Below are 14,282 nucleotides of genomic sequence, written 5' to 3'. Positions count from 1 at the left end.
GGTGGCGACGCCGGCGACGGACATGGTGCGGAGGCGGGCGATGCGGCTGGTGCGGGTCTGCGTGTTCGTGGTCATACGGAAGGAACTCTCCAATGAGGGGACGTCATGGTGTTGCCGACCGGTTGCGGTGGCTTGCGGGGCGGTGCCCCGCACTGCGGGCCGGAGCGAACGGATCCGAAGGAATCCGTCCAGCCCTGTCGCGGCTTCCCGCAACGACAGCCATGGTTAGCGACGTGCGGCGCCGGGCGCAATGATGTGACGTACTACCCAACTTCGGAGAAATGTCCGAAATGATATGTTCTGTTGCGCTTCCGTGCTGTCAGGGCGGCCTCCGGACCTACTACCCGCCATAGAATGTGACACAGCTCCTATGGGTGGCATCACATCCGCGGCACCGAATCGGCCGTCCCGACGGGGGCGAGCGGGACACCCAGGCACCCGACCGGCGGGGGGCCGCTCACGAACGGCCCACCCCCGCCCGACCGACCCACCGCCCGCACGGCCCGAGACCTCGTCGCGGCCACAGGGTCGAACCGGATGCGACGCCGGCCGGGCCGCCGGTACGGCCACGCCAGGTGCCGCGCCGCCGATGCGGACGTGGAGGGCTTCCAGGACGACGGTCCGCTTCCCGGTGCCCTGCACGGTCAGCGCGAGCAATCGGTCGCCGCCCGGCACCGCATCGAGCGCCCCGGCCCATCCGGGTGCGTCCTGCTCGGAAGGCGGCGGGGGCACTTGCGCGGGCTGCCGGTCCACCAAGTAGTGCTGGCTGCACGGGTCTTCCCACTTGTACGGGTTGGTGGCGACGGTTGGTGCGGTGGCCTCTTCGGCGGACTCACCCGCGAAAATCTTCGGGGCGCCCGTACCGTTCCGAGACGTGGATCCGGATGGCGTCGGGCCCTTGCTGCCCGTGACCTTCGTGGTGGTCCGGTGAGCCCCGGGATGACTCCGAACCCTCTTCGGGAGCCACGAGCGGCAAGGGCCACAGGGCCCCGGTCCGGATGCTGTCGGCGTCCGGCTCCCCTTCCGCCGAAGCCTCGAAGAAGTCCAAGCCCATCAAGTCCGCGCTGCGGCCCAGCCCTTCGGGGCACGCGACACCCACGCGGGCCGCAGCCCCGTCCTCGCCGACCTGACCGGCATGCACCGCCGCACCGCGATCCGCTGGTCGCCCACGCCGGACGCGACTGGGCCGAGCAACTCGCAGCACGCGCCGAAGACCAGAAGGAGCCACCCGCGACCGGCGATCGCCGGTGAAGGAGAGGATTCGTGCAACAGCGGGGCAGTCGATAAGGTGCCAGGTCACGACCGCACCCGGTTCGACACGGGCTGGTCAGGGCTCTGCCGCAGTTCGTGGCACCTCCACAACTGCCATGCCGACACCTGCCTGCCCGGATCCTGGAACATGGGGCGATCTTCACGGCCGGGCAGTCAGGCCCCGGTCGACGGGTCAGGAGGAACGAGTGGCACAGATCATCGCCGAGGTCTCAAGGACGTTCAACGAGTTTCTGCTCCTGCCGAACCGGACCCGGACCGACTGCTCGCCTGCGACAGTCGACCTGTCCACGCCCCTGGTGCGGCACGTCGTGGGCGAGCAGTCGGCGATCGAACTGGGCTCCCCGTTCACGTCCGCGATCATGCAGGCTGTCAGCACACCGGAACTCGCGATCGCGCTCGCGCGCAACGGCGGACTGAGCTTCCTGCACCACAACCAGTCGATCCAGGACCAGGCCGCAGCCGTCCGCCAGGTGAAGAACTTCAAGGCCGGGTTCGTCACCAGCGACACCAACGTCCGCCCGGACGACAGCCTGAGCCACCTGGTCACCATCATGCAACGCACCGGTCACAGCACCGCCGCGGTCACCCACGACGGCACCGCCACCGGCCGCCTGCTCGGCCTGGTGACCTCCCGCGACTTCCATCCCCAGCGCCACGACCTCGACGGACCGGTGAGCGGTCGAATGACCGCCATCGCCGACCTGCCCCACGCCCGTGCCGACACCACGCTCTCCGAGGCCAACGCACGGCTGTGGGACCAGCGGCTGGACTGCTTCCCGGTGCTGGACGCCGAGGGCCATCTGCAGCATCTGGTGTTCCGGTCCGACTACGCGGACAACAAGCGCTTCCCGAACCAGGCCGTGGACACCGCCAAGCGCCTGCGCGTGGGCGCGGGCATCAACACCCACGACTACCGAGAGCGCGTCCCCGCCCTGCTGGAGGCGGGCGCGGACGCGCTGTGCTTCGACTCCTCCGACGGCTACAGCGACTGGCAGGCGCAAGCCCTCACCTGGGTGAAAAAGCACTACCCGGAGATCCCGGCCGGCGGCGGCAACGTGGTCGACGGTGAGGCCTTCACCTTCCTCGCCGAGGCCGGCGCGGACTTCGTCAAGGTCGGCGTGGGCGGCGGCTCCATCTGCATCACCCGCGACCAGAAGGGCATCGGCCGTGGCCAGGCCAGCGCGGTGCTGGACGTCGCCGCGGCCCGGGACGCCTTCCGTGATCGCACCGGCGAGTACGTGCCGATCTGCTCCGACGGCGGACTGGTACACGACTACCACGTGGCCCTGGCGCTGGCGATGGGAGCGGACTTCGTCATGATGGGGCGTTACTTCGCCCGCTTCGACCAGGCAGCCGGCGCGAAGCTCCCCGCCCGCGAGGGCTTCGTGAAGGAGTACTGGGGCGAGGGCTCGAACCGTGCCCGCAACTGGCAGCGCTACGGCCAGGGCAGCCAGGGACTGATCTTCGAGGAAGGCGTCGACGGCTACGTCCCCTACGCCGGCGACCTCGACGAAGGGCTCGCCCTGACCATCGCCAAACTCAAGACCACGATGGTGTCCTGCGGCTCCGCCACGCTTCCGGAATTCCAGTCCACAGCCCGGCTGACCCTGGTCTCCGACCAGAGCTTCCAGGAGAGCCACGCCAATGTCACCCTGCGGGACACCCCGGCGACCGTCGCCTGAGAGGCTGCCAGGAGCCACGGCCTACTGGCCGGAGGGGGAATAGCGCACAGTCGGAATAACCTGCCTTCCGCAGTCGTGACGGCATCCACAAGCTGCTGGACGTCGAGACCGCCCGAGCGGCCATCGATACCATCACCGGCCTCCGGGAAGACCTGATCACCTTTCAGTTCCGAGCCACCGCCGTCGCGGCACGGCGTACGGTCGGCGGGCGTCCGGGCTCAGGTCACCAGACCTCGACGGAACGCCTCGCCGACCGCGCCCGCTCGGTCGCGCACCCCGAGCTTGTCGTAGATACGCAGCAGGTGCGTCTTGACACTGGCCTCGGTGATGAAGAGCTCGCTCGCCACTTCCTTGTTGGACGCCCCGTTCGCGATGGGGCGCAGCACTTCGAGCTCTCGTGCGCTCAGTATGCCGTTGCCCGGCCGCCGTACCCGGTCCATCAGGCGCCTCGTGACGGCAGGGGAGAGCACCGCCTCGCCACGTGCCGCTCCCCGGGCAGAGCGGAGCAGTTCTTCCGTGGGCGCGTCCTTGAGGAGATAGCTCGTGGCGCCCGCCTCGATCGCGGGCAGCACGTCGTTGTCGGTGTCGAAGGTGGTCAGCACCAGCACACGTACGTCCGGTGCCGTCTTGCTGAGCCGTTGGATCGCGGTGACGCCGTCCATCACCGGCATGCGCAGATCCATCAGCACCAGGTCGGGCCCCAGCTCCGTGACCAGGTCGAGGGCTTCCGCGCCGTTGCCCGCCTCGCCGACCACCTCGAACTCGGGGCTGCCGGTGAACGCCCCGCGCAGGCCGTCGCGGACGATCGGATGGTCGTCCACGATCAGCAGCCGGATCGGTGCCGGCTGTTCGCTCATTCGCCACCACCCCGGCGGATCGCGGGCACGCTCGCGTTGATCGCGGTGCCCGAGCCGGGGGCGCTCTCGATGGTCAGCGTCCCCAGCACCCGGTCGAGCCGCTGCCGCAGGCCGTTGAGCCCGAAGCCGCTGTCGCTGTCCCCCGGCGGCGGCTCGCTGTGCTCGGTCACGGTGAAGCCGACGCCGTCGTCGCGAACGTCCAGCATGACCGTGTCCTCCAGGTAGGAAATGGTCAGTCCGACCTTCCTGGCACCGGCGTGCTTCGCCACGTTGGCGAGCGTCTCCTGGGCGACCCGGAAGAGGGCGACCTCGATGTCCGTCAGCAACGGCACCGGGTCACCCGTGGCCTCGACGCACGCCGGGACGCCCTGGAGGGACGACCATCGCTGCGCGAGGTCGTGGATCGCGCCCGGCAGGTGCGCCTCGTCCAGTTCCGCCGGCTGGAGCGCGGCCACCGACCGCCGGGCAGCCGCGAGGCCCTCCTTGGCCAGCACCCGCACCTGCTCAAGGTGCCACTCGCGTTGGTCGGGCTGCTCCCGGGCCTTGTCCGCGGCCTGGAGCTGCGTGACTATCCCGGTCAGTCCCTGGGCGATGGTGTCGTGGATTTCCCGGGCCATGCGCTGCCGCTCGTCCTGCATGCCCGCCTCCCGGGCCTGGGTGAGCAACTGGGCGTGCAGGCCGTTGTTCTCCGCGATGACGGTCTTCAGCTTCGTGACCAACCTCCGGCGTTCCTCACTGCGTTCGTTGAAGCGGTGCGAGAGATTGCCGAACCAGCCGATCAGGAAGGTCTGAAGGCACACGGACGCGACCGCGATCGCGATCCGCTCCGAGGTGTCGGGTACTCCGCCGGGGATCAGGTTGATCATCAGCGAGGTGGCGCCGATGCTGACGAAAGCCCACTGCGGCGGGAGCAGGTCGTACGCCTGGACGAAGCCGATCACGGCGAACACGAAGAAGATCGGATGCTGCGTCATCAGCACTGCGGCCAGGACCTGCTGGACTGCCACATAGGTCAGCATCGGACCGGTGCGGCTGGTCCATTCCCGTGACCGCAGTGTGTACATGGCGAGCGTCCACAGGGCGGTCACCGCGACCAGGGGGATGACAGCCGCGCGTGCGTTCACCGTTCCCTCGTCGGGCTGCACGAGGCACAAGACGGTGGCCACGCCCAGCAGCGCCAGGGGCAGGGGGGCTGAGAAACGGCGGAGGTCGATCGGTTCGTCGCTCTTCATGTTGATCCCCAGCCCCCGTGTGGTTCAGGAAGTCCGTTCAAGACCATACGTGGTCATGAAGTCCCGGCCTACTCCCAGCGGAAGAGACGGGCGGCCGCGACACCGCAGACCACCGCGTAGGCGGCCAGGACCAGGAGCGCGGTCATGCCGGGCCAGTCGCCCCGGGCCGCGTCGCCGAAAGCCAGGACGGACGCGCCCAGCGGCGTGAAGTCCCCGATCCGGTCGACCGCGGCGGGCATCTGCTCTCGGGGCACATAGAGCCCGGCGAAGAACATCAGCGGGAAGAAGAGAACGCTGCCCGCGCCGGTGGCGGCCTTGCTGGTCTTCATCACCGAGGCCAGGAAGAGCCCGATGGCCAGGACCGCCGTGACCGAGAGCACGAAGGCGAGCAGGAAGCCGCCGGCGTTGGCCGGCAGTTCGACGTCCCAGAGCAGCGCCGCGGTGCCGAGTACCAGGACGGTGGTGGCGGCGGTGACGGCCGTCTGGACCACGAGCTGGGCGATCAGCACCCGGGCCGGGCCCACCGGCGTGGTCGAGAGCCTGCGCAGAATGCCCTTTTCCCGGTAGCTCACCAGGTAGGTCGGCGTGATGAACAGGCCGACCAGCGCGAATGCCAGCACCACCAGGACGGGCGTGAAGTAATCGATGCCGCGCCGGCCGATTTCCGCGCTGACCTCACGGGACGACGGGAGGCTTCCGACGATCACCACGAGGGCGACCGGGAAGAGCAGCGTCCAGAAGTATGCGGTGGGGTCTCGCAGGAAGAGTTTGAACTCCACGACCGTGAGTCGGTTCATCGCCCGCACTGTTGTCTCGTCTCCTTACGGGGGGATCCGGGGTCTGCTTCGAGGGGGGCCGTCGGGCTACTGGGCGGGGCGGTCGAACCGGCGGCCGGTCAGCGCGATGAACGCGTCCTCCAGGCCGGCCGGCTCGGCCCGCAGGTCCGCGGCGACGATCTGGTTGCGCGCCAGTACCGACGTGACCGCGTGCACCAGGTTGCCGGTGCCGGTGACCACCACCTGCGAGCCGTGCCGCTCCACGGAGACCACCTCCGGGAGTGAGACCAGGAGTTCGTCGTCGAGTTCGGTGGTGGGCCGGAAGCGCACTTTCTGCTCGGCGTCCGCTTTGGCCACCAGACCGGCCGGGGAGTCCAGCGCGACGATCCCGCCGCCGTCGATGAGGGCCAGCCGGTCGCAGAGCCGTTCGGCCTCCTCCATGAAATGCGTGACCAGGACGACGGTGATGCCACGGTCGCGGACCTGCTCGATCAGGTCCCAGGTGTGCCGGCGGGCCGCCGGGTCCAGTCCGGTGGTCAGCTCGTCCAGTACGGCGACCTTCGGGTTGCCGACCAGCGCCAGCGCGATCGACAGACGCTGCTTCTGTCCGCCGGAGAGACTGCCGAACGGGCTGTCGCCCTTGTCCTGCAGATTCAGTTCCGCGAGCAGCTCGCGCCAGTCGGCCTGGTTGTCGTAGAAGGAGGCGTACAGTTCCATCGCCTCGGCGACCCGCAGCTTGTCCGGCATCTCGCTCTTCTGCAGCTGCATGCCCAGGATGTGACGCAGCTCGGCCGCGTCGCGCTGCGGGTCGAGACCGAGCACCGAGATGCTGCCTCCGTCCGGCTTGCGCAGACCGGCGATGCACTCGACGGTCGTGGTCTTCCCGGCTCCATTGGGGCCGAGGATCCCGAAGATCTCGCCCTCCTCGACCTCGAACGAAATGTCGTCCACGACGACCTTCTGGCCGTACTGCTTTCGCAGGTTCGATACGACGATCGCCGGCACGGTGTCGGTCTCCGTCCTCTTGGGTTCGACCAGTATTCGGCCGGCACCGCGCCGCGCGGATCGACCCGGCGACAGACAAACGGTGGAACTTCCAGCGATCGAACGGTTGACACCCGGACTGCCTCGCATGCTCCCAGCCGTCGGTCTGCCGAGTCCCGGCACCCCTGTGAATCCTTCCCGGACACTTCAACCCCTCGACGCGCTGCTCGACACCTACGCGTCCGACGCCGTCCCGGTCGCCTGGTGCGACACCAACGAGGCCCGGATGCGCCACTACGACACGCTGGTCGCGGACGCCGGTCACCGGCCCCGCCATTGCAGCCGACGACCCGCTGTGCCGCCGCGCGGGCTACCCGGACGGACTGCGCAGCGTCGCGGTCGGCATCGGCATCGGCATCGGCATCAACCGCAGCCTGACCACGGGCACTCCGGTCCGCCTGACGGACCTGGGACTGCGCCTGTCCTGAGCTCTGTGGAGGCCGGGGCACGCCACGCGCCCCGGCCTCCGGGTTGACCACGCCGTTCACTGCGTCCGCTACGACTCCGCCGCCGAGGGCAGTCGAATGCGAACAGCGCTGTGTGCGGGTGCTGTTCAGCAAGCCGGGTGTCACGGCGGACGAGCTCATCCGTCAACCGGCGCGTGGAACCGTCCGGACGGCCCGTCGCGTCGGTCTCCACTGACCATGGAGGTTGCCGACGGGGTGGCGAGGCGGGGGCCGTACCCATTGCGTCCGTCTTGCTCCTGGAGCACCTTTCGCCCGCCTGGTGAGACTTGTTGCGACTTGCCGGAAATAACGAAACGGACCGTCAAGTCGCCGCTACAACGTGTGCGATGTGAGTAAAGAAGTACCTCGTGTGACGAGATTTTTCCTGTGAGGATTTGAACTGATCACAAGATGGTCACTAAAGTCGGGCCTCGAACCTTCGCACGATTGATCACCCATCCGGGGTGGCAGCGAAGACACCGCCGAGTCCGTGACGTGCACGGAGCCGGGGATTCACTTCCCCCCACAGCCCGGTAGGCGGCTCGAGGAAGAAGGAGCTCGCCTTCGTGGCGTCCCACCGTCGTCCCAAGCAGCCGAGCCGCACCCGCGTGACCGTGCTCACCGCAACCGCCGCCGCAGCCGTGGCCCTGACCTCCCAGGCCGCCCACGCCGACCCGAAGCCCTCCAAGGGCGAGGTCAAGGCGAAGGTCGAGAAGCTCAACCACGAAGCCGGCGCGGCCAATGAGCAGTACTACGGCGCCAAGGAGAAGCAGCAGAAGCTGGAGAAGGAAGTCGGCGCGCTGCAGGACAAGGTGGCCCGCGGCCAGCAGGAGATCAACAAGCTGCGCAACGGCCTCGGTTCGCTCGCCGCCGCCCAGTACCGCTCCGGTGGCATCGACCCGTCGGTGCAGCTCTTCCTCTCGTCCAACCCGGACACCTTCCTCGACGAGGCCTCGGCCCTCGACCAGTTGACGGCCAAGCAGACCGAGACCCTGGGGAAGATCCAGGAGAAGCAGCGGGTCCTCGCGCAGGAGCGCAAGGAGGCCCAGGACAAGCTCGGTGACCTCGCGGACGTGCGCAAGACGCTCGGCGCGAAGAAGAAGAAGCTCCAGGACAAGCTGGCCGAGGCGCAGCGCCTGCTCAACACGATGACCCAAGCCGAGCGCACAAAGATGCGCGAGGACGAACAGCGTGCCAGCCGCGCCGCGAGCGACCGGGTCGACCTGGGCAACGAGGTCCCCGCCTCCGCCTGGGGTGCCGCCGCCCTGAATGCCGCCGCCACCCAGGAGGGCAAGCCGTACGGCCGCGGCGGCACCGGCCCCGGATCCTTCGACTGCTCCGGGCTGACCCAGTGGGCCTACGCCCAGGCCAACGTCCAGATCTCCCGGGTCACTTACACCCAGGTCAACGACGGCACCCATATCGGGCGCAGCGCACTGAAGCCGGGCGACCTGGTCTTCTTCAACAACACCGAGCACGTGGGCCTCTACGCGGGCAACAACACCGTCCTGCACGCCCCGTACCCGGGCACGTTCGTCCGCTACGAGTCGATGAACACCATCGGCAGCTTCCAGTTCGGCGTGCGCGTCGGCTGACCACGCCCGAACGGGCGAATTCCCGCGCCCGCGCAGACAGTCCGCCCCGCCGGAGACCACAGGTCACCGACGGGGCGGACCTCGATTCACCGACGCCCGACCGCTCCGCCACCAAGAGCAGCACCGGATCTTCCGGAGGCGCGCAGAACCGGTCCCGCCGTCGCGCGTGCGGCTGGTTCGCAGCCATCACTCGAACACCGGACCCCGACCACCTCAGTGCAGCTCAGCGCACCCTTCCGCGTGGTTTCAGCGCCACGGGCGGCAGTTCGGGAGCGGGCAGCCGGCCCCCGTCGTAGCCCTTCACCTCGCCGAAGCGGGAGCTCTCCATCCAGCCCCTCCGGGCCTCCTCGATTTCCTCGTGGGAACGGCCGATGAAGTTCCACCACATGACGATCTCCTCCTCGAAGGGCTCGCCGCCGAGGAGCATGAGGCCCGCGTCGGTGTCCGCGCGCAAGGGGAGTTCGGTGCGGCCGCAGCCGAGGTAGAGCATGGAACCGGGCAGCACGGGTACGCCGTCGACCTCGGCCTGCCCTGACATCGAGAGCACCGCGTACTCGAAGTCCGGGTCGAGCGGCAGACGGGCCTCGGCGCCGGCGGACAGGGCCAGGTCGGCACCGACGATCGGGGTGTACGCGGTGCCGGGCGAAGTGGCGCCGTCGAGTTCGCCCAGGATCAGGGTGGCGGTGAGGCCGGGGGCGGTGACGGTCGGCAGTTCGGTGTGGTGCTGGAAGTGCGGCTCGACATGGCGGTGGGCGTCGGGCAGGGCGACCCAGAGCTGGGCGCCGTGCAGAAACCTCGCATGCGACTTCGGGCTCTCCTCGGAGTGGCTGATGGCCCGGCCGGAGGTCATCAGTCCGAGCTCGCGCGGGCGGATCGTGCGGAGACTGCCGAGGCTGTCCCGGTGCAGGACCTCTCCGTCGTGCAGCCAGCTGACCGTCTGCAGGCCCATGTGGGGGTGGGGCGGTACTTGCATCCCTGGTTCGCCGGCAATGTCGTCGGGGCCGTAATGATCGACAAAGGCCCATGCGCCGACCATTCGGCGGCCCAGATTGGGCAGCAGTCTGCGGACCTCGGTGGACTCACCCAGCCGGACATGGCGCGGGGTGAGGAGTTCACGTACTGGCTCGGCGACGACGAAGCCCCGTCCTCCACAGACGGAGAGTGCGGCCTGGCGATCGAGATTGCTCATGGCGCTCAACCTATTCCCGTGCGGGCCCGGGGTGCCGGTACCCACGCCGATAATTTAGTGGAATATTCAACCAGTGTGCCATGTTCCGGTGACTGGAGCACGGCTGAGCGTACGGCCGGGTCAGCGGCAGGACAGGGCCGGGAGCGATCCCGGGACGGTCCGTGAACGAGGAGATCAAGTGAGCGACACCTATTTCGAGTTCGGTACGACCGCCGACCGCTGGGACCGTGCGCAGATGTTCTTCGAAGCGAAGGAGTACATGACTGCGGCCCGGATTCTGGAAGGCCTGGTCGAGGAGGCGCCGGAGCAGGTCTCCCCGCGTCTGCTGCTGGCCCGGGCCTACTACCACTCGGCTCGGCTCGGCAGGGCCGAGACGGAGCTGCGGGCGGTTCTGGAGCGCGACCCGGTGGAGCACTACGCGCGGCTGATGCTCGGCCGCACGCTTGAGCGCCAGGGGCGGAGCGCGGAGGCGACCGGTCATCTGCGGATGGCGGCGGCGTTCTCCGGGGACTTCGACTTCGACACGGACCGGACAGGGCTCTAGCGGTCGCGTGGAGCGTTCGACAGGCGGTTCGGCCATTCCGTCAGGAGGGCGCCCTCGGCCGCGCCGAGTACCGGATCCGACGACTGCCGCAGCAGCGTGTTCAGCCGAGCGGCGGTGGACGGCACGTGGGCCTCGGACACGGCGGCCCCCGTGTCGTCCGCGTCTGCGGAGGCGCCGGACGCATCCGGGGTGAAGACCGCGGCATGCACGGCGTCGCGTACCCGCCGTGACACGCTCGCGTCGCCGAAGGTCGCGGGGCGGGCGGGGCAGTGCTCCGGCGGGTAGCTCAGACGATGCCGCCGTTGGCGCGCAGCACCTGGCCGTTGGCCCAGCGGGCCGGGCCGGCGAGGAAGGAGATCACCTCGGCGATGTCCTGCGGGGTTCCCAGCCGCTCCAGCGGTGCCTGGCCGGCCGGCCTCGCGATGGTCTGCTCGTCCTTGCCGTCCAGGAACAGGGCGGTGGCGGTCGGCGTGTGGTGGCGTGCTGCTCGCCCATGGCGGCGCTCCCTGTCTCAGGTGGGCCGTGAGTTCCGCACCCCGGCGAGAGCAACGCTAAAACCGATACCGTAGCGACGCTACGCTACGCAATCTGCTGACAGCGCTACCCCGCGCCCCGCAAGGCCTCTGCAGGGCCTCAGCAGGACCCCACCGGAGCCCCCGCGCCGCTCCGGACGCTCCCGTCGGACAATCCCGATGCCTTCCGCCCGTCCGTCGTGATACTTCACTCGGTCATGACCGACCTTGAGACTCCCCGCCTCTTCCTTCGCCTGATGAGCGCCTCCGATGCCTTGCAGGTGATGGCGGGCAAGCCGGGAGACGGTGCCCGCTGGGCGCCCGGATACCCGTCCCCCGGCGAGATGGCCGCAGCCGAGCGCTTCCTCGACACATGCGCGACGACGGGTGATCCCAGCCCCTTCGGTTCGTACGAGATACGTCGCCGCGACGACGGAGAGGTGATCGGCGGGCTGGGATTCCATGGCGCTCCGGACGAGAACGGACACGTCACGATCGGCTACGGCCTCGTCCCCTCGGCCCAGGGCATGGGTTACGCCTCCGAGGCGCTGCGCGCACTGCTCCTGTTCGCCCGCGACCAGGGTGTGAGCTGCGTGCACGGCGACACCGATCTGGACAACCTCGCGTCGCAACACGTCATGACAGCCGTCGGTATGCACCTGGTGAAGGAGGATGCGCAGCTGAAGCACTACCGGATCGACTGGGATCAGCAGGCCGAGGGGTGAGCCCCCGGTCGCCCGGCCCCTTACGCGTACATACAGCCGCCGGCTCAGCCGCGCACCATGGGACGACGGAACCCGCCGGGAAGCTCCCGGCGGGTTCCGATGTCTGCTGGTGGCCAGTGGTGCGTCGGTCAGCCTGCCGCGGTGGCAGCCCGGTTCGCCGCACCGTTTCCGGTCCTGACGGAGTCGGTCCCCGGCACGAGAAGCCGTTCCGTCAGCCAGCCGAAGACGAGGCCGAAGGTGATCCAGAGAGTCGCCTGCACGGCGAGCGTGGCGAGGCGGAACTCCCACAGCAAGCCGGCCGGGAAGTCCTTTCCGACCTCGTTGAACGAGGGCAGGAACGCATAGGCGATCCCGATCACGACGACGTAGGCGGCGGATGCGGTGATCGTCGCGTTCCAGTTGCCCAGGCGTGGAGCCAGCCGCTTGCCGAAGATGACGACAGCGACGGCCAGCAGCACGCTGAGGGCGACCATCAGGAAGAACAGGGCGGTGCGTCGGCCGATCGTGTCGGGGTTGCCGACGGCCGGCGGGTTGGCCGGGTACTTCAGGAACGGCACGATGTACACCGTCAGCAGAGCCGCACCCGCGATCAGGGCGGCCGTGGCCCGCGGGCCGAATCTGCCGATCCGGCCGAGGGCGTAACAGAAGACGAGGGCGGCGATGCCGCCGATCGCCACACCGAAGACGAGCACACCGGTGGCAAGGCCGGCGGTGGACTGCATGGTGCGGCTGACGAGTTCCTCGCCGCCGCCGTGGTCATGGCTGTGCGCCTCTTCGAGAGCGATGGCCGCGTCCACCCGGGACTCGCCGAGGAAGTAGGCGACGACCAGAGCGAGCGCGCCCGCGGCGAGGCCGGCCAGCATGCCGCGGACGAGCAGGGCTCTGACAGATATGGAGTTCATGAGGATTTCCCCTGGATCGGACGGTACGTCAGTGGCAGGGGAAACCGAGGAGGTGGCGGCCGTCGTGGACCCACTCGTGAACACCTTCGCCGGAGATGACCGCGGTGGCGCCCTGCTCGGCGCCGACGAAGTACAGCAGTACGAGCATGAGGATGCCGAAGAAGACCGCCCAAGGGGCAATGGCCTTCAGGGAGATGGGGGTGATCGCCGGTACGGCGGTGGCGGGGGCAGCAGTCTGTGCCATGGCAGAACCTCCTGAGGGAACACGCGTCCCGTTCGTGGTGCCTGAGACGAAGGTGCTGGGTCTGACTTCCCGTACGGGTACGGGTTCACAGTGGCGCGACCGTGCCGGATTCTCACCGGACTTCCGTCACACTTCGTCATGCTCATCGGACGATACCGCCTGGGGGCAGGCGCGGCCATGGTGCCGTCGGTGGGGCCGGAAGGCCCGGATGCCATGGTGGGTGCACTTGAGGGGCCAGACTTCAGGGAGTTGACCCGGTCATGACGATAAAGGTGATGTTGATCTCACCGGCGCTCAACGCCGCGCTGCGCGAAGCCCGTTTCGACGGCGATGCGCCGCTGGACGCGGTCGGGGTCCGGCAGGCCAGGGCCGCTGCGGCAGCCGTGCCTGCGGCCGACCGGTATGTCTGCGGGCCGTCCGAACGGTGCGCCCGGACCGCCGACGCGCTGGGGTTGCACGCCGAGCACGAACTCGCGCTCCGCGGCTGGGACATGGGCCGGTGGAGCGGGCAGCGGCTGGAGGAGGTGAGCGGCAGCGAGCCGGAGGCGGTGTCGGTCTGGATGACCGATCCTTCGGCGGCTCCGCACGGCGGCGAACCGTTGCTGGAGTTCTGCGCCCGGGTCGGCCGCTGGCTGGAGTCCGTGGAGTCCCTCTACGGCGACGAGGGCGGCTGTGTGCTCGGGGTCGTCGAGCCTGCGGTGGTGCGGGCGGCGATCGTATCGGCGCTCGCTCTGCCGACGGGGGCGTTCTGGCGGCTGGACGTCGCCCCTCTGACGCTGACCGGGCTCAGCGGCCGGTCCGGACGGTGGAACCTGCGCTGTGGGCAGCCGCTGTCCCCCGCTCCGGGGCACTGACGTCCTCCCGTGGCCCACGGTATGAACAACTGACGTGCCGGAACCGCCGGTCAGCGCCTACTGTGGTGGTGCAGCTGGTTCGCCCTGTCCGCCAGACAGGCGCGTCGCAAGAGGGAACCCGGTGGGAATCCGGGACTGCCCCGCAGCGGTGAGTGGGAACGACCGCCGTCATCAAGCACTGGACCCGATACGGGGCCCGGGAAGCGACGGCCAGTAGGTGTCTCGTACGCGAGAAGTGCCCGCGAGTCCGAAGACCTGCCACTGCCCGTGCGCGTCGGACGCGCTCGGTGATCTCGGTGACCTCGTGGGCGGGTCGGCGTACATATCGGGCAGGGCACGCGCGCCTCCACGGCGCTGCGGTTCCGCCCGGTCCGTCATCCCTTCGCGCCTTCGATCCGTCCCGGGGTC

13 protein-coding genes, 2 pseudogenes and 2 riboswitches are annotated in these 14,282 nt (G+C 69.1%); of the genes and pseudogenes, 6 read left to right on the top strand and 9 right to left on the bottom strand.

The window, feature by feature from the left end; translation table 11 throughout:
• Positions 1-1,457: 1,457 nt before the first annotated feature.
• Positions 1,458-2,954 carry an IMP dehydrogenase gene (locus tag ACFVYE_RS19645; RefSeq protein ID WP_389606569.1) on the top strand — a complete coding sequence of 499 codons (1,497 nt, stop codon included), beginning with the start codon at positions 1,458-1,460 and terminating at the stop codon, positions 2,952-2,954.
• A gap of 218 nt (positions 2,955-3,172) precedes the next feature.
• Here ACFVYE_RS19645 and ACFVYE_RS19640 read toward each other — a convergent pair whose 3' ends face one another.
• From ACFVYE_RS19640 to ACFVYE_RS19625, 4 genes are all read right to left on the bottom strand, one after another.
• Entirely contained in the window at positions 3,173-3,811 is a 639-nt protein-coding gene (locus tag ACFVYE_RS19640) for a response regulator (RefSeq protein ID WP_383977247.1), read from the bottom strand.
• Positions 3,808-5,043 (bottom strand): sensor histidine kinase, encoded by a 1,236-nt coding sequence (locus tag ACFVYE_RS19635; RefSeq protein ID WP_389606567.1) that lies wholly within the window; start codon positions 5,041-5,043, stop codon positions 3,808-3,810. Before ACFVYE_RS19635 ends, ACFVYE_RS19640 begins: the two co-directional genes overlap by 4 nt.
• Positions 5,044-5,111: 68 nt before the next feature.
• Positions 5,112-5,840, bottom strand: a complete 729-nt coding sequence (locus tag ACFVYE_RS19630) for an ABC transporter permease (protein WP_383977251.1) — start codon at positions 5,838-5,840, stop codon at positions 5,112-5,114.
• A gap of 66 nt (positions 5,841-5,906) precedes the next feature.
• Positions 5,907-6,824: an ABC transporter ATP-binding protein gene (locus ACFVYE_RS19625; RefSeq protein WP_383977254.1), complete on the bottom strand. Its 918-nt coding sequence runs from the start codon at positions 6,822-6,824 to the stop codon at positions 5,907-5,909.
• Positions 6,825-7,397: 573 nt separating this feature from the next.
• On the opposite strand from ACFVYE_RS19625, the pseudogene ACFVYE_RS19620 reads away from it, so the two are divergent.
• Positions 7,398-7,593, top strand: a pseudogene (locus ACFVYE_RS19620) (RNA-binding protein); the annotation flags it as partial.
• Positions 7,594-7,875: 282 nt separating this feature from the next.
• Positions 7,876-8,904: an NlpC/P60 family protein gene (locus tag ACFVYE_RS19615; RefSeq protein WP_383977256.1), complete on the top strand. Its 1,029-nt coding sequence runs from the start codon at positions 7,876-7,878 to the stop codon at positions 8,902-8,904.
• A 223-nt stretch (positions 8,905-9,127) separates the two neighbouring features.
• Here ACFVYE_RS19615 and ACFVYE_RS19610 read toward each other — a convergent pair whose 3' ends face one another.
• Positions 9,128-10,093, bottom strand: coding sequence for a pirin family protein (locus ACFVYE_RS19610; RefSeq protein WP_389606564.1), 966 nt, complete (start codon positions 10,091-10,093; stop codon positions 9,128-9,130).
• A 178-nt stretch (positions 10,094-10,271) separates the two neighbouring features.
• Here ACFVYE_RS19610 and ACFVYE_RS19605 point away from each other — a divergent pair, with 178 nt between their 5' ends.
• A complete protein-coding gene (locus ACFVYE_RS19605; RefSeq protein WP_383961110.1) occupies positions 10,272-10,637 on the top strand; it encodes a tetratricopeptide repeat protein in 366 nt (121 codons plus the stop codon).
• Here the strand turns inward: ACFVYE_RS19605 and ACFVYE_RS19600 are convergent.
• On the bottom strand, positions 10,634-10,870 hold the full coding sequence (locus ACFVYE_RS19600; RefSeq protein WP_383961113.1) for a hypothetical protein: 237 nt from the start codon (positions 10,868-10,870) through the stop codon (positions 10,634-10,636). The two genes, ACFVYE_RS19605 and ACFVYE_RS19600, sit on opposite strands and share 4 nt — an antisense overlap.
• A gap of 53 nt (positions 10,871-10,923) precedes the next feature.
• Positions 10,924-11,106, bottom strand: a pseudogene (locus ACFVYE_RS19595) (SDR family oxidoreductase); the annotation flags it as partial.
• Between the two features lie 261 nt (positions 11,107-11,367).
• Between ACFVYE_RS19595 and ACFVYE_RS19590 the strand changes: the two are divergent.
• A complete protein-coding gene (locus ACFVYE_RS19590; RefSeq protein ID WP_383961116.1) occupies positions 11,368-11,874 on the top strand; it encodes a GNAT family N-acetyltransferase in 507 nt (168 codons plus the stop codon).
• 128 nt (positions 11,875-12,002) lie between these two features.
• On the opposite strand, the gene ACFVYE_RS19585 is transcribed toward ACFVYE_RS19590, so the two are convergent.
• Positions 12,003-12,776 carry a CbtA family protein gene (locus ACFVYE_RS19585; protein ID WP_383961118.1) on the bottom strand — a complete coding sequence of 258 codons (774 nt, stop codon included), beginning with the start codon at positions 12,774-12,776 and terminating at the stop codon, positions 12,003-12,005.
• A 28-nt stretch (positions 12,777-12,804) separates the two neighbouring features.
• A complete protein-coding gene (locus ACFVYE_RS19580) occupies positions 12,805-13,020 on the bottom strand; it encodes a CbtB-domain containing protein (RefSeq protein WP_124720415.1) in 216 nt (71 codons plus the stop codon).
• 45 nt (positions 13,021-13,065) lie between these two features.
• A riboswitch (adenosylcobalamin (AdoCbl) riboswitch) is annotated at positions 13,066-13,158 on the bottom strand.
• 122 nt (positions 13,159-13,280) lie between these two features.
• Between ACFVYE_RS19580 and ACFVYE_RS19575 the strand changes: the two genes are divergently transcribed.
• Complete coding sequence (locus ACFVYE_RS19575; protein ID WP_383961121.1) at positions 13,281-13,874, top strand: histidine phosphatase family protein; 594 nt, start codon at positions 13,281-13,283, stop codon at positions 13,872-13,874.
• Between the two features lie 58 nt (positions 13,875-13,932).
• Positions 13,933-14,152: riboswitch (cobalamin riboswitch) on the top strand.
• Positions 14,153-14,282: the final 130 nt, after the last annotated feature.

It is taken from the genome of Streptomyces sp. NPDC058239 (genome assembly GCF_042882185.1).
In the GTDB taxonomy this organism is placed as follows: Bacteria; Actinomycetota; Actinomycetes; order Streptomycetales; family Streptomycetaceae; genus Streptomyces.
Note: the sequence above shows the minus strand (reverse complement) of the source record. Positions and strands in the feature narration are given on the sequence as shown.